Origin of the sequence: Luteibacter jiangsuensis, from assembly GCF_030812295.1 — a bacterium.
Classification (GTDB): domain Bacteria; phylum Pseudomonadota; class Gammaproteobacteria; order Xanthomonadales; family Rhodanobacteraceae; genus Luteibacter; species Luteibacter jiangsuensis_A.
This window is the reverse complement of record NZ_JAUSSK010000004.1, coordinates 430,533-450,747: the sequence shown is the minus strand read 5'-3', so window position 1 is coordinate 450,747 and position 20,215 is coordinate 430,533. Positions and strand designations below refer to the sequence as shown.

Annotated in this window: 21 protein-coding genes and 1 riboswitch; of the genes, 10 read left to right on the top strand and 11 right to left on the bottom strand. The window is 66.4% G+C overall.

Going from position 1 to position 20,215, the window contains the following annotated elements:
• Nucleotides 1-58 precede the first annotated feature (58 nt).
• From bufB to pnuC, 5 genes are all read left to right on the top strand, one after another.
• Nucleotides 59-901, top strand: a complete 843-nt coding sequence (bufB, locus tag J2T07_RS15785; RefSeq protein ID WP_306851093.1) for an MNIO family bufferin maturase — start codon at nucleotides 59-61, stop codon at nucleotides 899-901.
• Nucleotides 898-1,632, top strand: a complete 735-nt coding sequence (locus J2T07_RS15780; RefSeq protein ID WP_306851092.1) for a DNA-binding domain-containing protein — start codon at nucleotides 898-900, stop codon at nucleotides 1,630-1,632. The genes bufB and J2T07_RS15780 overlap by 4 nt, the downstream gene beginning before the upstream one ends.
• Nucleotides 1,633-1,652: 20 nt before the next feature.
• Complete coding sequence (locus tag J2T07_RS15775) at nucleotides 1,653-2,786, top strand: phosphotransferase enzyme family protein (RefSeq protein ID WP_306851091.1); 1,134 nt, start codon at nucleotides 1,653-1,655, stop codon at nucleotides 2,784-2,786.
• Between the two features lie 21 nt (nucleotides 2,787-2,807).
• A riboswitch (TPP riboswitch) is annotated at nucleotides 2,808-2,904 on the top strand.
• A 57-nt stretch (nucleotides 2,905-2,961) separates the two neighbouring features.
• Complete coding sequence (locus J2T07_RS15770; RefSeq protein WP_306851090.1) at nucleotides 2,962-5,145, top strand: TonB-dependent siderophore receptor; 2,184 nt, start codon at nucleotides 2,962-2,964, stop codon at nucleotides 5,143-5,145.
• Nucleotides 5,135-5,716 carry a nicotinamide riboside transporter PnuC gene (gene pnuC / locus J2T07_RS15765; RefSeq protein WP_306851089.1) on the top strand — a complete coding sequence of 194 codons (582 nt, stop codon included), beginning with the start codon at nucleotides 5,135-5,137 and terminating at the stop codon, nucleotides 5,714-5,716. Before J2T07_RS15770 ends, pnuC begins: the two co-directional genes overlap by 11 nt.
• A gap of 16 nt (nucleotides 5,717-5,732) precedes the next feature.
• On the opposite strand, the gene J2T07_RS15760 is transcribed toward pnuC, so the two are convergent.
• On the bottom strand, nucleotides 5,733-6,647 hold the full coding sequence (locus J2T07_RS15760) for a LysR family transcriptional regulator (protein WP_306851088.1): 915 nt from the start codon (nucleotides 6,645-6,647) through the stop codon (nucleotides 5,733-5,735).
• Nucleotides 6,648-6,753: 106 nt separating this feature from the next.
• Here J2T07_RS15760 and J2T07_RS15755 point away from each other — a divergent pair, with 106 nt between their 5' ends.
• Nucleotides 6,754-7,812, top strand: a complete 1,059-nt coding sequence (locus J2T07_RS15755; RefSeq protein WP_306851087.1) for an aldo/keto reductase — start codon at nucleotides 6,754-6,756, stop codon at nucleotides 7,810-7,812.
• A 208-nt stretch (nucleotides 7,813-8,020) separates the two neighbouring features.
• Here the strand turns inward: J2T07_RS15755 and J2T07_RS15750 are convergent, their stop codons facing one another.
• The 6 genes from J2T07_RS15750 to J2T07_RS15725 form a co-directional block, all read right to left on the bottom strand.
• On the bottom strand, nucleotides 8,021-8,941 hold the full coding sequence (locus J2T07_RS15750) for a hypothetical protein (RefSeq protein ID WP_306851084.1): 921 nt from the start codon (nucleotides 8,939-8,941) through the stop codon (nucleotides 8,021-8,023).
• 65 nt (nucleotides 8,942-9,006) lie between these two features.
• The gene (locus J2T07_RS15745) at nucleotides 9,007-10,089 is read right to left on the bottom strand and encodes a DNA topoisomerase IB (RefSeq protein ID WP_306851082.1); all 1,083 of its coding nucleotides are present in this window, start codon (nucleotides 10,087-10,089) and stop codon (nucleotides 9,007-9,009) included.
• Between the two features lie 48 nt (nucleotides 10,090-10,137).
• Nucleotides 10,138-11,307 (bottom strand): class I SAM-dependent rRNA methyltransferase, encoded by a 1,170-nt coding sequence (locus J2T07_RS15740; protein WP_306851080.1) that lies wholly within the window; start codon nucleotides 11,305-11,307, stop codon nucleotides 10,138-10,140.
• A 19-nt stretch (nucleotides 11,308-11,326) separates the two neighbouring features.
• Nucleotides 11,327-11,770, bottom strand: coding sequence for a hypothetical protein (locus J2T07_RS15735; RefSeq protein ID WP_306851078.1), 444 nt, complete (start codon nucleotides 11,768-11,770; stop codon nucleotides 11,327-11,329).
• 17 nt (nucleotides 11,771-11,787) lie between these two features.
• On the bottom strand, nucleotides 11,788-12,732 hold the full coding sequence (locus tag J2T07_RS15730; protein ID WP_306851076.1) for a serine/threonine protein kinase: 945 nt from the start codon (nucleotides 12,730-12,732) through the stop codon (nucleotides 11,788-11,790).
• Entirely contained in the window at nucleotides 12,729-13,181 is a 453-nt protein-coding gene (locus J2T07_RS15725) for a hotdog fold thioesterase (RefSeq protein WP_306851074.1), read from the bottom strand. The genes J2T07_RS15730 and J2T07_RS15725 overlap by 4 nt, the downstream gene beginning before the upstream one ends.
• Here J2T07_RS15725 and J2T07_RS15720 point away from each other — a divergent pair.
• Complete coding sequence (locus tag J2T07_RS15720) at nucleotides 13,174-14,286, top strand: 2Fe-2S iron-sulfur cluster-binding protein (protein WP_306851072.1); 1,113 nt, start codon at nucleotides 13,174-13,176, stop codon at nucleotides 14,284-14,286. The two genes, J2T07_RS15725 and J2T07_RS15720, sit on opposite strands and share 8 nt — an antisense overlap.
• Here J2T07_RS15720 and J2T07_RS15715 read toward each other — a convergent pair whose 3' ends face one another.
• The 3 genes from J2T07_RS15715 to J2T07_RS15705 are packed head-to-tail and all read right to left on the bottom strand — an operon-like array spanning nucleotide 14,287 to nucleotide 15,666.
• Entirely contained in the window at nucleotides 14,287-14,733 is a 447-nt protein-coding gene (locus J2T07_RS15715; RefSeq protein WP_306851070.1) for a rhodanese-like domain-containing protein, read from the bottom strand.
• Nucleotides 14,734-14,779: 46 nt separating this feature from the next.
• Nucleotides 14,780-15,193: a hypothetical protein gene (locus J2T07_RS15710; protein ID WP_306851068.1), complete on the bottom strand. Its 414-nt coding sequence runs from the start codon at nucleotides 15,191-15,193 to the stop codon at nucleotides 14,780-14,782.
• A 29-nt stretch (nucleotides 15,194-15,222) separates the two neighbouring features.
• A complete protein-coding gene (locus J2T07_RS15705; protein ID WP_306851066.1) occupies nucleotides 15,223-15,666 on the bottom strand; it encodes a YiiD C-terminal domain-containing protein in 444 nt (147 codons plus the stop codon).
• Between the two features lie 144 nt (nucleotides 15,667-15,810).
• Between J2T07_RS15705 and J2T07_RS15700 the strand changes: the two genes are divergently transcribed.
• From J2T07_RS15700 to J2T07_RS15690, 3 genes are read left to right on the top strand one after another with little or no spacing between them, the layout of a single operon-like run.
• Entirely contained in the window at nucleotides 15,811-16,581 is a 771-nt protein-coding gene (locus J2T07_RS15700; protein WP_306851064.1) for a uroporphyrinogen-III synthase, read from the top strand.
• A gap of 46 nt (nucleotides 16,582-16,627) precedes the next feature.
• Nucleotides 16,628-17,764 (top strand): uroporphyrinogen-III C-methyltransferase, encoded by a 1,137-nt coding sequence (locus tag J2T07_RS15695; protein ID WP_306851062.1) that lies wholly within the window; start codon nucleotides 16,628-16,630, stop codon nucleotides 17,762-17,764.
• Nucleotides 17,761-19,017, top strand: coding sequence for a heme biosynthesis protein HemY (locus J2T07_RS15690; protein ID WP_306851060.1), 1,257 nt, complete (start codon nucleotides 17,761-17,763; stop codon nucleotides 19,015-19,017). Before J2T07_RS15695 ends, J2T07_RS15690 begins: the two co-directional genes overlap by 4 nt.
• Here the strand turns inward: J2T07_RS15690 and J2T07_RS15685 are convergent, their stop codons facing one another.
• The gene (locus J2T07_RS15685) at nucleotides 19,018-20,205 is read right to left on the bottom strand and encodes a M35 family metallo-endopeptidase (RefSeq protein WP_306851058.1); all 1,188 of its coding nucleotides are present in this window, start codon (nucleotides 20,203-20,205) and stop codon (nucleotides 19,018-19,020) included. It abuts the gene before it with no gap.
• Between the last annotated feature and the right edge of the window lie 10 nt (nucleotides 20,206-20,215).

The following is a 20,215-nucleotide window of genomic DNA, read 5'->3' as shown; positions in this document are numbered from 1 at the left end:
GATCCTGGATCATCCCCGGCCGCTCCGGCGGCCGGGTATCTCGTTCGCGGAGCGTGTCATGTCCCACCCATCGCCGATCCCGTTCCATGGATTCGGACTCGGCTTGCGCATTCCGCACTACACCGATTTCCTCGAGGCGCCGCAGCCCATCGATTTTCTCGAGGTGATCTCGGAAAACTTCATGGTCGACGGCGGCAAGCCGCTCGACGTGCTCATGCGCGTTCGCGAGGGTTATCCTGTCGCCCTGCATGGCGTGTCGATGAACATCGGTTCGTCCGACGGCGTCGACAGCCATTATCTGCGCCGCCTGCGTCGACTGGCGGAGCGTGTCGATCCGCTATGGGTTTCGGACCATCTTTGCTGGACGGGTATCGACGGCCACAATTCGCACGACCTGCTTCCGTTGCCCTATACCGGCGAAGCGCTCGATCTCGTCGCCGATAACGTCCATGCCGCGCAAGATGCGTTGGGACGCGCCCTGGTACTCGAGAATCCATCGACCTATCTCGCCTTTCCCGAGACGGCCATGGGCGAGGCGGCCTTCCTCCGCGAACTCTGCGCCCGTACCGGTTGCTTCCTGCTTCTGGACGTGAACAACATCTACGTCAGCGCGACGAACCACGGCTTCGATCCGGACGACTGGCTCGAACGTCTTCCGCTGGATCGCGTGCGACAGGTCCACCTCGCTGGGCACAGCCGGGGGCGCGATATGCTCGTGGATACGCATGACGCACCCGTACCCGACCCCGTATGGGCTTTGTATGCGCGTTTCATCGAGCGGCTCGGCGACGTCGCCGTGATGATCGAGCGTGACGACAGCATCCCGCCACTCCCCGAACTGCTGGCGGAAGTCGCTCATGCGCGTGATCTCGCCGATGCCGCTCGCCAGCATGTCGCATGAACCTGCGTGACCGTCAACGCGCCTTCGCGTCCGCGCTTTTCACGGGCACCGTTCCCGAGGGTGTCGATCCCCGTGGCATGGCGGTCCATGCCAACAACTACCGTAGCCAACTCGTGGCGTGCCTGCGCGACTCCTATGAGAAGACCGCGCTCTGGCTGGGCGATGGCGTCTTCGATGCGGCGGCATCGCGCTACGTCGAGCGGCACGTGCCTTCGTCGTGGACACTGGATGCCTATGGCGAATCGTTCATCCCGTTCCTCGAACAGGCCTATCCCGCGGATGACGAAGTCGCCGAACTCGCGTGGCTGGACTGGCATCTGCGTCGCGCGTTCTCGGGCCCGGACGCCGACACCATCGGAGTGGGCGACCTTGCCGCCGACGATTGGGATCGCGTGGAGATCGACTTCGTGCCGACCTTGCGTTTCCGCCCCGTGCGAAGCAACGCCGTCGCCATCTGGCGCGCGATCGCCGATGGCGTATCCCCTCCGGCGCCCGTCGCCGTGGAGCAGGGCGTGGGCGCGCGCGTGTGGCGCAACGGTCTTTCGCCCCAGTTCGCCAGCATGACGGCGGATGAGTCGGCATGCCTCGACCTGGCCCTTACCGGGGCCAGCTTCGGCGAACTCTGCGACTACCTCGGCCGTACACATGACCAGGAACGCACCACGCGCATCGCCGGCGGCTGCCTTGGCGCATGGACGGCAGAAGGCATGATCCGCGGGCTGCGCCGCTGAGACATCGCTACACTGCACCGATGATCGACGACGCACACCTCGCCCATGGGCTCGCGGGCGACCACCTGGAGCCGGACTGGCCGCCACTGACAGCGGAAGAAGTGGCTGTCGTCGTCGCGCGGATTGCGGCGCTCGGCTCACTGGTTTCCATCGACTGGCGTAGCCCGCGGCCGCTCTCCGCGGCCGCGATGGCGACGACATCGTCGGGCCGGGTGTTCGTGAAACGACATCACCGGAGCGTGCGCGATGCGCATGCGTTGGCCGATGAGCACCGGTTCGCCGATTTCCTGCGGACGCACGGCATCCCGGTGCCACGCATTCTCCGCGATGGTTGGGGTACGTCCGTGTTCATCGAGGGTGATTGGGTCTTCGAGTTGCACGAGCCCGCACGCGGCGTGGATGTCTACCGCGATGCGTTCTCGTGGTCGCCGATCGGCGGGGTGCGCCACGCCCGTGCCGCTGGCGCCATGCTCGCGCGCCTGCACGACGTCGCGGAGGGCTTCCACGCGCGGCAACGCGGCACGCATATCCTCGTTGCGCGCGCGGAGATCCTCGCCTCGCCGGACCCGCTCGCGACGATCGCATCGCAGCTGCCCGCGCGGCCCGCTTTGGCCGCGTACCTCGGCGAGCGCGACTGGCGGGGAGAGATCGCCGCGGCGATCGCACCGTGGCACGCCCATGCGGCAACCGCCTTGGCGACGCAGCCACCCCTCTGGACCCATGGCGACTGGCATGTTTCCAACCTCTGCTGGAGCGGGACGGACGACGACGCCCACATCACCGACGTGCTGGATTTCGGTCTCTCGGCGGTCACTTTCGCCTTGTTCGACCTCGCCACCGCCATCGAACGCAACGCGATCGCCTGGCTGGAGATCGGGCGAGGGGATATCGCCCGTCACGACCTCGCGCTGGCGATCGTCGAGGGATACCGCTCCGTCAGGGCGCTGGATGTGGGCCAGCTCCAGGTGCTGGCGAACCTCCTGCCCATCGTGCACCTGGATTTCGCCCTGTCCGAGGTGGAGTATTTCGAAGGGATCACCCACCGCCGCGACCACGCCGACGTGGCTTACCACACCTTCCTGCGTGGCCACGCCGCCTGGTTCGCCGGCGCACACGGGGAGGCCCTGCTCGCGGCCATTCGCGGCATCGCCTGACGTTTCGTGGTTCAATAGGCGTTCTAGAAGCGGGGGTGCCCGGCGAATGCCGGGCTGAGAGAGTCCCTTGGAACCTGACCCGGTTAGTACCGGCGTAGGGAGCTTGCAGAGCCATGGAATCCCCACGGGGTGACATGGCTCGCCGTCGCTTCGTCCGTGAACCCCGAAGACGACGATGACCCTCACCCGTACCCCGCTCGCCCTGGCCCTGCTGTCCCTTGTCACCGTGGCACACGCCACGGACGATGCCGCGTCGCGACCGCAGCAGGCGCGCACGCTGCCCTCCGTGGACGTCCATGCGACCACCGCCAGCGGGTACCGCGCCGCCGATTCCCAGCTCGATACCTTCGGCAGCTTCGGCAGTGCGCCCTTGCACGACACCCCGGCGGCGATCACCGTCATCACCCGGGCGCAGATCGACGACCGCCAGCCGCGCTCGCTCAGCGAGCTGGTACGCGGCGACGCCGCCATCAACGACAACTACGCACCGGCGGGCTACTACCAGGATGTTTCCATCCGCGGCTTCCCGCTGGATCTCGCCACCGGTTTCCGTTTCAACGGCATGATCATGTCCGCGGAGCAGCTGCTGGCGCTCGAGGGCAAGGATCGTGTCGAGGTGCTGAAGGGCCTGGGTGGACTCGAGGCCGGCGTCGTCGAGCCGGGCGGCCTGGTCAACTACGTGAGCAAGCGCCCGGCGGACGTCCATACGGTCACCGTCGGTACCGATTCGCACGGGTCCAACTACGAGGCGCTGGACCTCGGTACGTGGTTCTCGCCATCGTTCGGCCTGCGCGTGAACGCGGCGAACGAGAAGACGCATCCCTACATCGAACATGCCGATGGCCGTCGCAGCTTCATCTCGATCGCCGCCGACTGGAAGATCACGGACAAGGCCACGGTGCTGCTGGATACCGATTACCAGACGAGCGGACAGCGTTCCGCCTCCGGCTATCAGTTGCTGGGCGGCACGGTCATTCCCCCGCATCCCAGCCGTACCGAGCTGCTCGGCTATCAGTCGTGGCAGCGTCCGGTCGGCATCCATTCGAGCAACACCACGCTGCGCTTCAACTACCGCTTCGACGACAACTGGAACGCACAGGTTTCGGCGGGTCATAGCCATACCGTGATCGATGACAACGTCGCCTTCGCGTACGGTTGCTTCTACGCGGCCTCCTGCGCTTCGGGCGCCACGCCAGGATATTTCTTCGCACCCAACGGCGATTACGACGTCTACGACTATCGCAGCCCGGATGACACGCGGCAGAACGACGAGTTGCGCGGCGTGCTCACCGGCACGTTCACCACGGGCACCGTGGATCACGAGGTCAACCTCGGCGCCTCGGCTTTCCGCCGCACGGTCGACCAGCGCCCCTATGTCTACGACTACGTGGGCACCGCCAACATCGACGACCGGGTCGTGCCCGCTTTCGACCCCTCGCCGAACCAGCCCGGCCCTTCCGCGCGTCGCCTGACCAGCTGGCAGCGCACGCTGTTCGCGATCGATCGCGTCCATCTCGGCGAGGCATGGCAGGTGCTCGCGGGTGCGCGCTTGGTCCGCCTGGACGAGCGGGCGTACGACGATGCCGGGGCGCTCGAACGTACGACGCGGATGACCAAGACGTTGCCGCAGGCGGCGGTCCTCTGGCAGCCGAACGCGCCACTCACGACCTATGTCAGCTATGGCGAAGGCCTGTCGCTCGGCCGCGAGGCGCCCTATTGGACGTCGAACGGCGGCACGACCCTCGCGCCGTTGCACTCGCGCCAGGTCGAGGCCGGCGTGAAGTATGCGGTCGACGACGCGCTCGACCTGCAAGCGGCCATCTACCGCATTCGCCAGTCGTACCAGTTCGCGCGTCCCGACGACACGGCGGAAGGCTTTACCTTCGTGCAGCAGGGCCAGGAGGTGCACACGGGCCTGGAACTCAACGCGGCCGGCCGCATCACCGACAACCTTCGCGTGACCGCCAGCGCGAACATCATCCGTGCCCGCGCCGAACATACGGACACGCCTGCCTACGAGGGTCACCAGGTGGTGAACGTGCCGCGCTGGCGCACGGCCGTCTACGCCGACTACAGCCTCCCGTTCGCACCGGGACTCGCTATCCTCGGTGGCTGGCGCTACGCGGGCACCAACGTCGCCACGCCGGATGGTGCCACGCGCGTCCCCGCCTACCACGTGTTCGACGCGGGACTCCGCTTCGCCACGAGCATTCGCGGCCACGCGACGACGTTGCGGCTCAACGTCGACAACGTGTTCAACCACTTCTACTGGCGCGACACCGGCACCTCGGGAGGCGACAGCTATCTCTTCCCCGGCATGCCCCGGCTGGCCCGCCTGTCGATGACCTATGAACTTTGAGCTATCCCTGTTCGAACTGTTCGCCGCGCTGGTCAGCGCGGCGGGCGTGTGGCTGACCGCCCGCCGCAGTCCCTGGTGCTGGCCGGTGGGATTGGTGTCGGTGGTCGCGTACGCATGGATCTTCGTCGACGCGAAACTCTATTCCGACACCATCCTGCAAGCGATCTTCGCCGTGCTGATCCTGTATGGCTGGCATCGCTGGCTGCGCAACCTCGACGGCAGCGGCCATGTTCGCGTGGCCGCGCTGGAAACCCGCAGCGCGATGGTGCACCTGACCGTCGGTGCGGCGGCGGCATTGGCGCTGGGTTATGCGATGCATCGCTATACCGACGCCTCGCTGCCCTGGCTCGACGCCGCGCTTACCGCGTTCAGCCTCGTCGCCCAATGGTGGCAGGCACGGCGCCACGCGGCGGCATGGTGGTTGTGGATCGCCGTGGACGTGATCTACGTGGGTGAGTACGCCTATAAATCCTTGCCGATCACGGCCGTGCTCTACGCGGGATTCGTCTTCCTCGCCGCCGTCGGGTTGCGTGCGTGGCGACAGGGTGCCGCGGCCCCGCAGGGAGCATGAGTCGCGGCAAACCCTGCTAGGGCACGCCGGCCTGACGCACCAGTACATCCAGGAACGCCTGCACGACAACGCTGGGCGCTTCGTCGCCCCGTGCGCGGTAGCCGACGACGATCTCCCAGCACGGCTCCTCGTCCTCGACGATGTCGGCGCAGGCGACGGGTCGCGCATGGCGGTCGTCGCGACGATTCTTCGCGATCGATTCGGGTACCAATGCGATACCAAGGCCCTGGGCGGCGAGTTCGAGCAGCATGCCCATGTCGTTCACCTCGAAGCCGATGCGCCGGTCGAGGCCCGCCTTGGCGAACGAGGCATCGATCAACTGGCGCATGCCCCAGTCGGCGCGCAGGTCGACATGGCTCTCGCGCGCGAGGTCGGCGAGGGTGACATCGTGCGCACCCGCGAGACGATGCTTCGGTGGGCAAACCGCCACCAGGCCTTCGCAGACCAGGAGTTTCGTGGTCACCTCGGCCACCGGCAGGACGGGTGGCTGGGTGAAGGCGATATCCAGGCGTCCTTCGCGGACCTCGTCGAGCAGGTCCGCCGAGCCGTCGAAACGCAGTTCGATGTCGATGCCGCCGAAGGCGTCACGAAAGCGGCCGAGCGTCACCGGCAGGTCGATGAACGGAGCGAGGCTCTGGATGGCGCCGATGCGCAGGCGGCCACGCGCAAGGCCGTGCACCTGGGTCACCGCCAGGCGGGCGGCGCGCGCGGCATCGAGCACGCGGTGCGCTTCCTCGAGCAGGACACCGCCGGCGGCGGTCAGGGCGACGCTGCGCGTGGTGCGAACGAACAACGGTCCGCCCAGTTCATCTTCCAGGGCGCGGATGGTTTGCGACAAACCCGACTGGACGACGTTGAGGCGTTGGGCCGCGCGTGTGAAATGGCGCTCTTCAGCCACGGCCACGAAGTACTCGAGTTGCTTGAGGTCCATGCGATTAAGTTTACTTGATGCTTAATTCAATCAGAATTTTCCATTTTACAGATGAATGGGCCCGAGGCTACCGTGGACCGGTTCCCTACCCACAGGACTCCCCCCTATGAAGTATCGACTGCTTGGCCGCTCCGGCCTCAAGGTCTCCACCATCACGATGGGCACGATGACGTTCGGCGGAGAGGGCAAGTTCGCCTCGGTCGGCAACACCGGCGTCGAGGAGGCTCGTCGGCTGATCGACCTGTGCATCGACGCTGGCGTCAACCTGATCGACACGGCCGATGTGTACTCCGACGGTCGCTCCGAGGAAATCATCGGCGAGGTGCTCGGAGGCAAGCGGCCCAAGGACGTTTTGATCGCGACCAAGGCGCGCTTCCCCATGGGGGACGGCCCCAACAACGCGGGCCTTTCACGTTACCACCTGATTCGCGAGGCGGAGGCCAGCCTCAAGCGCCTGCGCACCGACGTGATCGACTTGTACCAGGTGCACCAATGGGACGGACTGACGCCACTGGAGGAAACGCTCGAGGCGCTCGATACGCTCGTCCGCCAGGGCAAGGTGCGCTATCTGGGCTGCTCGAACTATTCCGCGTGGCACCTGATGAAGGCGCTGGGCGTCAGTGAGCGCGAGCATCGCCAGCGTTTCGTCAGCCAGCAGATCCATTACACGCTCGAGGCACGCGAGGCGGAGTACGAACTGTTGCCGATCTCGATCGACCAGGGCCTGGGCGTGCTCGTGTGGAGTCCACTCGCCGGCGGCCTGCTCTCCGGCAAGCATCGCCGCGATGCGAAGGCGCCGGAAGGGACGCGTCAGCTGGCTGGCTGGACCGAGCCGCCGGTCCGCGACGAGGAGCGCCTGTGGCGCATTGTCGACGTGCTGGTGTCCATCGCGGAGGCGCGTGGTGTGTCCGGAGCGCAGGTGGCGCTCGCCTGGTTGCTGGAGCGGCCGGCGGTGACCTCCCTGGTGATCGGCGGACGCACCGAGGCGCAGTTCAAGGACAATCTCGCCGCCGCCGATCTCACGCTCACCGCCGAGGAACGCCTGCGCCTGGACGAGGTGAGCGCTCCGCCAGTGCTGTATCCCTACTGGCACCAATTGAGGACGGCGTCGGATCGCCTGGGGGCCGCCGACATGCCCTTGCTTGGACCGCATCTGGCGAAGTGACGGGCAAGTTGTCCGCTCGCGGCGATCGGATGTGTACGGCAAATTGGTCGAAATTTTCAGAAAACTTCCATGTGCCGGGCAGGCGGACTACTTCATCATGCATGGGTCGCCGCAGGCCGGAACGGCTGGCTCAAGGACTTGAGCCCTGTACTGGCCAGTGAACGGCAACGGCCGGGGCGTGGGACGCGCCCCGGCCGTTCTTCGCCCGCTATGGCCTCGCGGAGGCGCCCCAGTCGTCGGGACCGAAGGCCAGGTGCAGCACCGCCTTCGTGTCGTCCTGCAAGGGCGGGTTGTAATCCAGTGTCGTGCAACCCGCGGCCAGCTGCCGCTTGACCGCCAGGGTCATGGCTTTCGCCATCTGGCTGGCATAGGCCGGCGTTCCCTTCTGATCCCCCCCGATCGCCACGCGGTAGCCATCCGCGCTGACGCCGCCCTGGAAATCGGGCGGAGCCGACTGCCCGGGTGCCAGGGAAACCACATCCATCCGCTTTCCGCAGGTGCCCACGCTGACGATGTCCACGCCGCCCAGCAGGCTGCCGATGAAACGATCCGCGCTGTCTACCAGGGAATCCACGGCGTCCACCGTCGTGGTGAGGCGGATCTTCACGAAGTACATCTTCCGATAGAAGAGGTAAGTGCGGGAGGTGAGCATGTCCTGCTGCGCATCGAACACGATCGGCAGGAAACGGCCTTCCAGCTTCTTGCCCCCCGAAAGGCGCGCCGTATACGCGGCTTCGTCGCCCCACCACACGTTCCGATAGATCTGCTGGCGCTCGGCATAGGCCACCGATTCGCGAAAGTCCTCGGCGGCCCGGTGCAGCATCGTGGCGTCGTCGCCTTCACCCGCCGGGTAGATGAAGACGTCGGCGATGATCCAGTCGGCCTTGTCGATGTGGTAGCGCAATGAAACGCCGGCCGCGATGTCCCCTTCGTCCGCATAGTTCTTCACGGCCGCGAGGGTCGCATCGGCCAATCGCTTGGGCGCGATGATCCAGGTGTCGTCGATGACACCACGATGGCCTCCTGCATCGGGCACCGCGAACGGCGGGTTGCCCGGCACCTCCTGCGCACCGCTACCCATGCTGGCCATCAGGCCGACCACTACGGGAATCACCTTCCACCGCGACATCGTCACAACAACCCCTGGATAATCGAACGCGAACCCCGTGCGCGCACTATAGCCATCCATTCGTCTCAACGGGAGCGGTTCGCGACACGAAGTCGTCGACGCAGAAAAGCGAGGGTCAAGGTTTCCAATTTCCGCGGAAAACGCAGCGCCGCTTCGGGGATGCGGCGGTGCAGTTCACCCTCCAGCCAGCCGGAGAAAACCTCCGGATGAATGTACGAGGCGCGGCAGACCGCCGGAGTGTTACCTAGTACGGTTGCGACCTGCTTGACCGCGCGTGCGAGGATCGCCTTCAGCACACGCTCCCCGGCATCCCCGGGGAGCGTGGTCGCGCCGAGCACGGCCACGGCTTGCACGGTACCGCCCCAGGTGCGGAAGTCTTTCGCGGTGAATTCGCCACCCATGACGTCGCGCAGGTAGTCGTTCACCATGCCCGAATCCACCGGCTGGCAGTTGCCCTCGTCGTCCACGTACTGGAACAGACGCTGTCCAGGCAATTCCTGTACGCGCCGCACGACCTTCACCAGGCGGCGGTCGTCGAGGTCGACATCACGCCAGAGCCCGCTCTTGCCACGGAAATGGAACGTGATGCGACCCCTGCGCACGGCGACGTGGCGCGAGCGCAGCGTGGTCAATCCGTACGAGCTGTTCTGCTTCGCGTAGCTGTCGTTACCCACCCGGATCATCGTTTCCTCGAGCAGGCTCACGACCAGGGCGAGCACCTTGTCGCGCGTCAGGCCGGGCAGACTGAGATCCTTGCGTAAACGCCGTCGCAACTTCGGCAACGCCTCGCCAAACTCCAGGATTCGCTCGAACTTTCCACGGTCCCGCGTGCTGCGCCAACGTGGGTGATAGCGGTACTGCTTGCGGCCGCGTGCGTCACGCCCGGTGGCTTGCAGGTGACCACGTTCGTTCGCGCAGATCCACACGCTCGTATAGGCGGGCGGGATGGCGAGCGAGCGGATGCGCTGGAGTACCGATGGTTCGGTGACCGGCTTGCCTTCGGCGTCCAGGTATCGGAACGAGCGGCCCCGCTTGCACCGGCTGATGCCTGGATCGCCATCGCACACATAAACGAGGCCCGCCGCTTTCGCGTGGGCCCGTTCGACATCTGCCACCACGAGGGCGTCGGCCGGATGTTTCCTGGACATGGCCGGCACTATGGTCCGGCCGCCGATCAAGGCCGGGTGAACGTACCGTCAGCCGACGCGGCAGAACACCGCCTTGAGGTAGCGGTTCTCCGGTACGTTGCTCGCCACGGGATGGTCCGGACCAGCGCCGGCGATGTGCAGCACCTGGATATCGCGGCCGGCGTTCAGCGCCACGCGACGGATCATCTCGAGGAAATCGTCCTCGCCGACCAGGCCCGTGCAGGAGCAGGTGAGCAGGACGCCGCCGGGTGCCAGTACATCCAGCGCGGTGCGGTTCATCGCGAAGTATTTCTTCAGCGCGTTCACGACCTGGTTGCGGTCACGGGTGAGCTTGGGCGGATCGAGGACGATGGCGTCCCAGGTGTCGCCACGGGCGATCGCCGCGCGCAGCCATTCGAAGACATCGCCCTGCTCGAAGCGAGCCTCGACGCCATTCATGCGTGCGTTCTCGCGAGCCACCTCGAGGATGGCGGCGTCGGCATCCACGCCCGTCGCTTCCAGGGCGCCGGCCTTCATCGCATGCACCGCGAAGCCACCGGCGTTGCAGCACAGGTCGAGCACGCGGCGGCCGCGGGCAAGCCCGGCGAAGCGGTGACGGTTGTCGCGCTGGTCGGCGAAAAAGCCCGTCTTGTGACCCAGGCCCGGAGCGGCGTGGAATGCCAGTCCGTGTTCGTGCACGTCCACGGCCGACGGCGCGTCGTTCGAGCGCACGTCGAAGGATTCCTGGCGTTGCACGTGCTGCTCGGCGAACCAGTGCAACGACGATCCGGGGAAGTGGCGCAGCAGTTCGGCGTGGATCGTTTCGCGGAAGCGCCACATGCCGGCGGCGAAGTACTCGACCACGAGGTGACCGGCGTAGCGGTCCACCACCAGGCCGGACAGCCCGTCGCCCTCGCTGTGCACGACACGCCATGCGTCGCTCACCTCGTCCAGTCGAAGCAGTTCGCGGCGCAGTTCCACGGCGCGGGCGATACGGGCCGCGATCCAGCCCTCGTCGATGGCCTGGCCCGGGTCCGTGGTCAGGAGGCGCAGGGCCACGCGGGCATGGCCGTTCCAGAAGCCGCGCCCGACGAAGCGCCCCTTGGCATCCAGCACATCCACCACGGTGCCCGGCGGCAGGCGTTCCCCGGGCTTGGCGATCTGTGCCGACCAGACCCAGGGGTGGCCCGGGACGCGGTCGGATTTGAGGTGAATGGTGGGGACGGCTGGATTGTTCATCGGTGAATGATACCGGGGCTCAACGGCCGAAGCGCAGGACGAGCCAGGAAACCAGGGCGAGCAGGTTGATCCCGATGTGCGCGGCCGAGGGCCCGGCGATGGCCAGCAGCCATCCATGTTCGGCGATGGCCCAGTCGAAACCGAGGCGCGGCGAGCGCTGCAGCGTCATCGACAGGTTGGCGAAGGCGCCGCTGGAGAGTGCATAGCTGAAGAAGGGCGTGGCCAGCAGGGGAGCCTGGAGGAACTGCGCCCAGATCGACATGGATGTGCCGCGTCCGTCATTGCTCGCCAGGAGCACCCCGGCGACGAGGATGAAACCGAACAGCAGCACGCCGAGCACGGCCACGATCGCGTCCATCCCGACCACTCGCGCACCCAGCAGCCGGTCGAACTGATGGACCAGGCCGAAGAGTCCACCGGCGATCTCGAACACCGCGATGATACGAATGAAGAAGGAATGCATTGAGGCTCCTGATTGTGTCAAAGGTCGTCGGCGATCTCGTGCAGGTCGGCGATGTGCTGTTCCCACCAGCGTGCCTCGGCCGCGAAGGGAAAGGCCGCCGGGAACGCCGGATCGTGCCAGCGCTCCGCTATCCAGCCGGCGTAATGTACCTGCCGCATCGCCCGTAGCACGGGCACCAGGGCGAGCTCCGTGGGGTCGAAGTCGCGAAATTGCCCATAGCCCTCGAGCAGCGCGTCCATCATCGCCTCGTCGCCGGCGAGCATCCACAGATCCTGCACCGCCGGGCCCATGCGTGCGTCGTCGAGATCCACGAAGTGCGGGCCGGCGTCGGTCCACAGGACGTTGCCCGGATGGCAGTCGCCGTGCAGGCGGATGGAACGCAAGGGACCGATGGCGTCGATGCGGCCAGCCACGGCCTCGTCGACGCGCCTGGCCGCATGGCGATAAGCGTCGAAGAGGTGCGCGGGCAGCAGGTCCGAGCCCAGCGCTGCCCGCACCGGCGCCTCGATCATGGTCGGGCGGTCGAGCGTGGCGCGCGCATGGAAGCGTTCGCGGGCGCCGACGGCGTGCATCCTTCCCAGCAACCGGCCCAGCCATTCCAGTTGATCGGGCGACTCCAGTGACGGCGCGCGGCCACCGCGCCGCGGGTACAGCGCGTAGCGATACCCTTCTTGCCGGAGCAGGCTGCGCCCGTTGAAGACGAGCGGCGCCACGACGGGCAATTCCGCCGCGGCGAGCTCCAGGGCAAAGGCGTGTTCCTCCTCGATCGCCGCATCGGTCCAGCGGCCCGGCCGGTAGAACTTGGCGACGACGAAACCGCCATCTTCGAGGCCGACCTGGAACACGCGGTTCTCGTAGCTGTTCAGCGTGAGCAAGCGGCCGTCGCTCCACGAACCCGCCGCGTCCACCGCGGCGAGCACGACATCCGGCGACAGCGCGGCATACGGAGCGGCATCGCTCACGTGCGCAGGTTTCCCGGGGCGCCGCCCGGTGAGGGAATCACCGCCATGGTGAGCCGTGAGAGACAGACCAGCTTGCCGCTTTCTTCTTCGATGCGGATTTCCCACACCTGGGTGGTGCGGCCCAGGTGAACGGCCTTGGCGGTGCCGGTGACGATACCGCCACGCACGCCGCGGATATGGTTCGCGTTGATATCCAGGCCTACCGCCAGCTCTTTTTCCACGTCGAGCGTGAGCAGGGCGGCCGAGCTTCCGAGCGTCTCGGCCAGCACGACCGATGCACCGCCGTGGAGAAGCCCGAACGGCTGCTGCGTGCGATGGTCCACCGGCATGCTGCCGCGCAGCCAGTCGTCACCGAATGCGGTGAAATGGATGTCGAGGGTTTCCATCATCGTGCCACGGCTCCAGCCGTTGATCCGGGCGAGGTCGATGGGTTGCTTCCAGATGGCCATGTTCCGCGTGATCCTGTGGGGCAAGCCGCCATTGTCCTACAATGCGCAGGTGCCCACCGTAACCCTGACATCGTCCGGCAAGCGATTCGAAGCCGCCGCGGACGAGACCGTCCTCGAAGCCGCCCAGCGCGCGGGAATCGCCCTCCCGTATTCGTGCCGCAGCGGTGTCTGCGGCAGTTGCAAAGCCACCCTGGTGGAAGGCGAGTGCAGCTACCCGCGCAATCCGCCGGTGGCCTTGTCGGCGTCGGCGCGCCAGCACCGGGCCATCCTGTTGTGCCAGGCGGTGCCCTGCGGCGATATCGCCATCCAGGCGCGTGAAATCGCTTCGGTGGAAGATATTCCGCATCGTCGCCTGGAGGTCGTGGTGGTGGAGCGCCGGGCCTTGGCTCCGGACGTCGTGGGCGTGTGGTTGCAACCCACGGACAACGAGCGGCTCAACTGGCTGCCGGGCCAATACCTCGATGTGATCCTCGAGGATGGCAAGCATCGTCCGTTCTCGATCGCGAGCGGCCCGCGCGCGGACGGCCGCATCGAACTCCATGTGCGCCATGTTCCCGGTGGTGGATTCACCTCATGGGTGTACGAATCGCTGCGCGTGGGCGACCGCCTGACCATCGAGGCTCCGCTGGGCACTTTCGTGCCCCGTGAGGATTCCGAACGGCCGATGCTTCTGGTGGCCGGCGGCACGGGCTTCGCTCCAGTGAAGGCGATCGTCGAGCACTTCATCGCGCTCGGCACGCGGCGGCCGATGTATGTCTATTGGGGTGCACGCACCGTCGCCGACCTCTACCTCATCGATCTGGCACGGCGCTGGACCGAGGAGTTGTCCACGATCACGTTCATTCCGGTGCTTTCGGACCCGCAGGCGGCACGGATGAGCGGCCTGCGCGAAGGGCTGATCCATGAAGCCGTGCTGGAGGATCATCCCGACCTCGCCGACTTCGATCTGTACATGAGTGGCCCGCCGCCGATGATCGCGGCGGGGCGTCAGCTGTTCGTCGAGGCGAACCTGCCGGAGGACCGGCTCTATTTCGACTCGTTCGATGTGGCGCCCGACGTGCTGGATGCGATATTGCGCGGCAGGGCCGGCATCCACGGGCTCTGATTATTTCTTGCCCTTCACCACGGGCAGCTGCGCGGTCTGCCAGGCGTAGGTGCCGCCGTCGAGCACGAACACCTTGGTGAAGCCGGCCTTGATCAGGCGGTTGGCGGCCTTGCCCACGCCGCGGCCGTCCTTGTCGACCAGCACCACCGGCAACTCCTTCGCTTTCGAAAGATCCTTCTGGGTTTCCGGGTCGAACTGGCTCATCGCCACGTTCTTCGCGCCGGGGATGTGCGCCTTCTCGAAATCGGCGCTGGCCGAGAGGTCGACGATCAGCGGCGTGTCGCGGTTGATCAGCTGGGTGAGGCCGGCCGGTGTCAGGCTCTTCCACTTGCGCAACAGACGACCGACTTCGCCCGCGACCAGGGCGATCAGGATCACCACGAAAAGCGCCACCAGCGCGGTGTGGTTGCTCACGAAGGCGGGCAACTTCTGCAGTACGTCGTTCATCGTGTCTTTTCGCGTCCCAGGGGGATAAACAGCCGATTATATCGGCTTAGCGTGGCGAGAAGTCCGGCAGGCCGGTCATCAGCCGCCACTTGTTCTTTTCGCGGTCGTAATGCCAGCGCTGGCGGTCGACGATGCTGCGCTCGGCCTGGGTATTGATGTTCACCACGCTGATCTGGACCACCTGAACCACATCGTCGTCGCCATCGGGCCGCGGGCCAGCGCCCTCGTCGTAACCGGTGACCCGCAGTTGCTGGAGGCGTCCCTGCTCGACGGAGCTGATGGGGTGTTCCTCGGCGTAGTCCTTGTCGATGAAGGTCTGCGCCTGGGTGAAGTCGCCCCAGCGGATCGCCGAGGCGTAGCCCATGAGGGTCCGGTTGAGGGCCTCGCTGCGCTTGTCGGAGGCGCAGCCCGCGAGGGCCATGAGGGTAAGGACGAGGGCGGACAGGGCGAACGGGCGCATGGTGGCTTCCTTCGGGGCGTCGGGCGGCATTATGCCCGCCGTTTGGCCACGAAACGCGCATCCAGGCTGGCCAGGGGTTTGCCGTCGGCGCCCGGTACCACGCAGGTGAAGTCCGCCCGGGCGCGGCCACGGGCATCGAGGGTGGCGAAGAAGGGGGTCCAGCTGGCGCCGGGCGCGAGGCTGGCTTCCGCGCGCAGGTCGTCCCATACCGGGGCGAGGTAGCGCACGGTCGAGTCGGCCACGAAGACGTCGCAATCGTCGCCGCGCTGGCGCAGCCGCGCCTCGACCAGGGCCCAGCAGGCGATGGTCATGAGGCTGGACAGGCTGCCGCCGAAGGCACATCCCTTGTCGTTGATGTTGGGCTCCAGCGGCGCGGTCATGGTCAGGCGGTCGCCGTCGAAGGCGGCGATACGCAGGTCCATGGCGCGGGCCAGGGGAATGCCGTCGAGGATGAATCGCTCGAGATCGGCCAAGGCAGCTTGAATCGTGGTCATAAGCGGCGAAGTTTACGAGGCGCGGCGATCCGTTCGCATCCGTATGGCTTGCCCCAACCTTCGGCATTGGTGGTCGCGCCCCCACCTTCCTATGCTGACCTGTCACTCGCAGGATGCCTTGAAGTGAGCCGCTCCCTTCCCCTTCGTAACGTCACCGTCGTCATCACCCGTCCCGCCGGCACCGCCGGCCCCCTGGCCCGTCGCGTGCGCAAGCTCGGCGGCATTCCCGTGAGCGTCCCGGGTTTGTCGTTGCGCGCCACGGAGGACGCCGCGGCCGTCGATGCCGCCTTGCGTCGCGCGTTGGAGGGCGACGTGCTCGTATTCACCAGCCCGGCCGCCGTGCGCTTCGCGGCCGATGTCCTGCCGCTGGCCACCCGCGCGGCCGTGATCGCCGTGGGCCGTGGCACGGCACGTGCGCTGAAGACGGCGAGCGTCGCCGAGGTGCGTTTCCCCGAAACGTCTCAGGATAGCGAGGGCGTACTCGGGCTCCCGGAACTGGCCGCCGTCGCAGGCAAGCGCGTGGCCCTGGTCGGCGCGCCCGGCGGCAGGGGCCTGATCCGCGAGCAACTCGCCCAGCGCGGGGCGCTGATCGAGGAAATCCATGTCTATCATCGCGTGGCCCCCCGTATCGACCGGCGCCATATCGACCCCTTGCTCAAGCTGGGACGCCGCTCGGCGGTACTGCTTTCCAGCGCCGAAGCCCTCGATCACCTGCACCGGGCCCTGATCGCTCCGGCCTGGCGGAGGCTGGTCCAGGCCGTGGCGGTCGTCAGTAGCGAGCGCTTGCGCGAGATCGCGATACAGGCGGGATTCGAGCGCGTCGCCGTGGCCCACTCGGCCCTTCCGACCGATTTGCTTCAGGCCGCCAGCGAGGTCTCGTTCACCCGCCGTTGAGGGAGGTGTTCCATGCGTTGGCGTATGGCCTGCTAGCATGCCCGGCATGACGAACGAGACCTCTCCGACCGATACCGCCCCGGCGACGCCGGCCCCGGCCACCACGCCGCCGTCCGCTCGCGCAACGAGGCCACCCGATGCCGCGCCCCGTCGCGGTGGTGGCGCGCTGGCCGTGTCCATCCTGTTCTCGTTGGCGGCGCTTGGCGCAGCCGGTTACACCGCATGGACGGTCTGGAACCTGCGCCAGGACGTCGGCGCGGCCAACGGCCTGCGCGGGCAGGTCGATACATTGCAAGCGGTCGTCGAGGGATTGCGTGACGACAACGCCACGCTCCGCCGCCGGATCAGCGATGCCGACGGTGTCAACCGATCCGCGCGCGAAGAAATGCTTGGCGTCTCCGAACGCACGCGTAACCTGGAAGACGCGGTCGCCAATCTGAGCGAGCGCAGCCTCAGCGGTCACGATGCCATGTTGCTGGACGAGGCGGAATCGCTGCTGCGCATGGCCAAGGAACGTTTCGCGCTGTTCGGCGACGCCAGCGGGGCCTTGTCCGCCTACGATCTCGCCGACCAGACGCTGGCCGCGGTGAACGACAGCGCGTTTGCCGCCGTGAGGCAGAACGTGGGCGCCGAGCGCGAAGCACTGGCCGCCGTGGCGCCCGTCGCGCGCGCGAACGACCTCGCGGCGCTGGCCGACCTGCGCGCGCAGTTGCCGGGCCTGCCCTTGAAGAGCTCCGATGCGAAGACAGCCGACAACCCGCAACGCGACTTCTGGCAGCGAGCCGGCGACGCCCTCGGCAGCATCGTGAAGGTCAGCCATGACGATGGCACGCCCCTGGGACTGGCCGACGACAGGATCGCCCGCGAATTGGCTGCGCTGGATGTCGCTCACGCGGAAGCCGCCGTGCTCGCCTACGACGATGTCAACCGGCAGGCCGCGTTGAAACGCGTCGATGCCGTGCTCGCCGCGCGTTTCGATACGTCCTCTCCCGCGGTGCAGGCGGCGCGTTCGCGTGTGGCGGCGCTGCTGACCAGCCAGGCGAAGGGCGCCGAACCGAAGCTCGGCGCTGCGCTGACCGAGTTGCGCAACCTTCGCTCCGTGCACGCGCTGAAAGGTGGCGCACCCACGGCGGCTCCCGCGCATGCGGGGTCGGCCGCGACGCCGCACGAGGGCACGCCATGAAGCTCTGGCGCTGGATCGTCGGCCTGATCCTCGTCGCGGCGATCGCGGCATTCGCGTGGCATTGGGTCGCCGACGACCCCGGCTACGTCCTCATCCACCTGCGCGGGACGAACGTGCAGATGACCGTGGTGACGGCGGTGGTGCTCCTGCTGCTCGCCTGGGCGGCGGTCTCGGTGCTGGTCGCCCTGATCCGCTGGCCGTTCGGTGCGATGACCCGGCGTCATCGCCGGCTGAGCCGGCAGCGTCTCGCCGACGGCCTCGTATCGTTGATCGAGGGGCGCCATGGCGAAGCGGAACGCGACCTCAGCCGGGCGGCCCGCTATCCGTCGGTACGCGGTCCGGCGTTGCTCGCCGCGGCCGAAGCCGCCGAACGCCACGGCGAATCGGCGCGCGCACTGGAAACGCTCGACCAGGCCGCGCAGGAGGCGCCGCGGGCCGCGCGCGTCATGCGCGCGCGTCTGTTGCGCCGTACGGGCCGGCCGAGCGAGGCCGCCACCTTGCTGGCGCCCGAGGCCAACAGCGGCGGCCTGACGCCCGCCGGCTGGATCGAATTCGCGGAGGCTTCGCTCGAGGCCGGTGATCCGCGCAACGCCCTGCGTGCCCTCGAACCGCTGCAAAAGAGCGGTGAACTGGGCTCGCGTGCCTATGCGGAGATCGAGTCGCGTGTCGTCGCGGCCTATGTGCGCGGCGTTCCCGATGGTGCCTCGCTGACCACGTTGTGGTCGCAATTGCCGAAGGGCCAGCGCCGCCTGCCCGCCGCCGTGGACGCCTACGCGCGACAAGCCGCGCGGTTCGGCCAGACCATGGCCGCGATGGACGAGATAGAAACCGCACTGCGTCGCGAATGGTCGCCGTCGCTTGTCGCCACGTACGGAAGCATGGGCGCGGAAGACCTGGAACAGCGCCTGCGGCGCGCCGAAAGCTGGATCGATACGCATCCCAACGACGCCGTGCTACTCACCGCCGTCGCGCGCATGTGCGTGCGCGTGCGCCTTTGGGGCAAGGCCAAGCCGTACCTCGAACGCGCACTGGCGATCGAACCGAATGCGGCAGCGTGGGAAGCCCTGGGCGACGTCTACGTCGGTGAAGACCATCCCGAGCTCGCGCAACGCTGCTACCGCAACGCCCTGGCGCTCGCCCGTGGGGAAGCGACCGAGGCGTTGCCGGATGAGTTGCGCAGCCGTCGCATCGACACGCGTGTCACCGCGGTGGAAGAGCGCGACCAGCATGGCGTGCCGCGCTTGTCGCCCTGATCATTGATTGGCAGCACCAACGAAGTACATCAGGTTGTCTGCATTTTTGACGGCATTCGCTCGGTTGGATGTCGTCAACTCGTGCGCTCCATTCCGGCCGTACACATAATCCGCCGTCTCCCCACCCCGGTAATCCACGAAATGTGAGACTTCATGGATTATGGTCAGTCGTTGACTGTCATACGCGCCATCGCTCACAGGGAGTTCGAAGAACCGATCGCAAAGATGAATGATGTTCTTTGGTTCGGTTTGCGTCCATGCTGCCGTATTCCACGGATATGTGCTCGGGCAGCCACAAAGATACGCTTCGCCTCCCAATCGGAGGCCGACGGAATTGAGCGACTTCATCATGAGATAGTCGTCGTCTTTCCGCCAGTAATCGGTATAGGAAGGTCGTGAAAGATATGGTTCCGCCTGATTCCTCGCCGCGCCGAACCAGTAGTCGTAAACGTTATCTTGCTTCAATCGGCCCGAATAGGTCGTATTGCCAAGGTCATCCTTACCAAGTTCGACGAAGTAAAGATTTTCAATGCGCGTGCGCGCTCTGCTTACCCAGACATGGGCGTCGAGCGTGGCTGCGGAGATCGCAGAGTATTGCTCGCTGGTGCATTCCTTTGCGGGGTCCGGCTCGTCTCGATGTGTCCGGGTGCTTTGTTTCCTGGGTATATACGTGAACGTCATCGTGTTACTTGGTTCGATCAAGCGATTGTCCTTGAGCTGACCTCGCCCACCTTCTTCCTGGCTGTAGCCATAGGCATATGGTTGTTCATAGCTCAGCTGGTATTGGGTGCCAGGCAGAAGCATGTAATCCGCCGTGAGATCGACCTCGTGCGAAAGTGTTTCGCCGGGTGCCAGGCGCCCGTAATAGCTATCCCCATCCTCTGGCAATACCCGAACATAGCGGCCAATGAACTTTGCTGCGTCACCCCGCTCGTCGACCACCTTGAAGACATTGTTCATGAGGTGATTTTCGGGCGTGTACAGGGGCGTGTGAACCTTTGGTAGATAGATCGTCGACTTACCGTTGTTCTTCAGCGTGACCGAGATGGTTCCGTCGCCTCCCATGGGAGGTCTGCTGGCATCTGTAAGCGAAACTTCCAGTTCGCGGTTTTCTTCTCGCCCACCGGCAAATGCATGACCAGCGAAGACCAGCGATCCCGCGAGCAGCGTCAACAACCGTCTTGTCATCCCTATCTCC

Excerpts from the sequence above, each read along its gene's own strand:
- bufB (WP_306851093.1), top strand. The coding sequence starts at position 59 with ATGTCCCACCCATCGCCGATCCCGTTCCATGGATTCGGACTCGGCTTG.
- J2T07_RS15780 (WP_306851092.1), top strand. The coding sequence starts at position 898 with ATGAACCTGCGTGACCGTCAACGCGCCTTCGCGTCCGCGCTTTTCACG.
- J2T07_RS15775 (WP_306851091.1), top strand. The coding sequence starts at position 1,653 with ATGATCGACGACGCACACCTCGCCCATGGGCTCGCGGGCGACCACCTG.
- J2T07_RS15770 (WP_306851090.1), top strand. The coding sequence starts at position 2,962 with ATGACCCTCACCCGTACCCCGCTCGCCCTGGCCCTGCTGTCCCTTGTC.
- pnuC (WP_306851089.1), top strand. The coding sequence starts at position 5,135 with ATGAACTTTGAGCTATCCCTGTTCGAACTGTTCGCCGCGCTGGTCAGC.
- J2T07_RS15760 (WP_306851088.1), bottom strand. The coding sequence starts at position 6,647 with ATGGACCTCAAGCAACTCGAGTACTTCGTGGCCGTGGCTGAAGAGCGC.
- J2T07_RS15755 (WP_306851087.1), top strand. The coding sequence starts at position 6,754 with ATGAAGTATCGACTGCTTGGCCGCTCCGGCCTCAAGGTCTCCACCATC.
- J2T07_RS15750 (WP_306851084.1), bottom strand. The coding sequence starts at position 8,941 with ATGTCGCGGTGGAAGGTGATTCCCGTAGTGGTCGGCCTGATGGCCAGC.
- J2T07_RS15745 (WP_306851082.1), bottom strand. The coding sequence starts at position 10,089 with ATGTCCAGGAAACATCCGGCCGACGCCCTCGTGGTGGCAGATGTCGAA.
- J2T07_RS15740 (WP_306851080.1), bottom strand. The coding sequence starts at position 11,307 with ATGAACAATCCAGCCGTCCCCACCATTCACCTCAAATCCGACCGCGTC.
- J2T07_RS15735 (WP_306851078.1), bottom strand. The coding sequence starts at position 11,770 with ATGCATTCCTTCTTCATTCGTATCATCGCGGTGTTCGAGATCGCCGGT.
- J2T07_RS15720 (WP_306851072.1), top strand. The coding sequence starts at position 13,174 with ATGGCCATGTTCCGCGTGATCCTGTGGGGCAAGCCGCCATTGTCCTAC.
- J2T07_RS15725 (WP_306851074.1), bottom strand. The coding sequence starts at position 13,181 with ATGGCCATCTGGAAGCAACCCATCGACCTCGCCCGGATCAACGGCTGG.
- J2T07_RS15715 (WP_306851070.1), bottom strand. The coding sequence starts at position 14,733 with ATGAACGACGTACTGCAGAAGTTGCCCGCCTTCGTGAGCAACCACACC.
- J2T07_RS15710 (WP_306851068.1), bottom strand. The coding sequence starts at position 15,193 with ATGCGCCCGTTCGCCCTGTCCGCCCTCGTCCTTACCCTCATGGCCCTC.
- J2T07_RS15695 (WP_306851062.1), top strand. The coding sequence starts at position 16,628 with ATGACGAACGAGACCTCTCCGACCGATACCGCCCCGGCGACGCCGGCC.
- J2T07_RS15690 (WP_306851060.1), top strand. The coding sequence starts at position 17,761 with ATGAAGCTCTGGCGCTGGATCGTCGGCCTGATCCTCGTCGCGGCGATC.
- J2T07_RS15685 (WP_306851058.1), bottom strand. The coding sequence starts at position 20,205 with ATGACAAGACGGTTGTTGACGCTGCTCGCGGGATCGCTGGTCTTCGCT.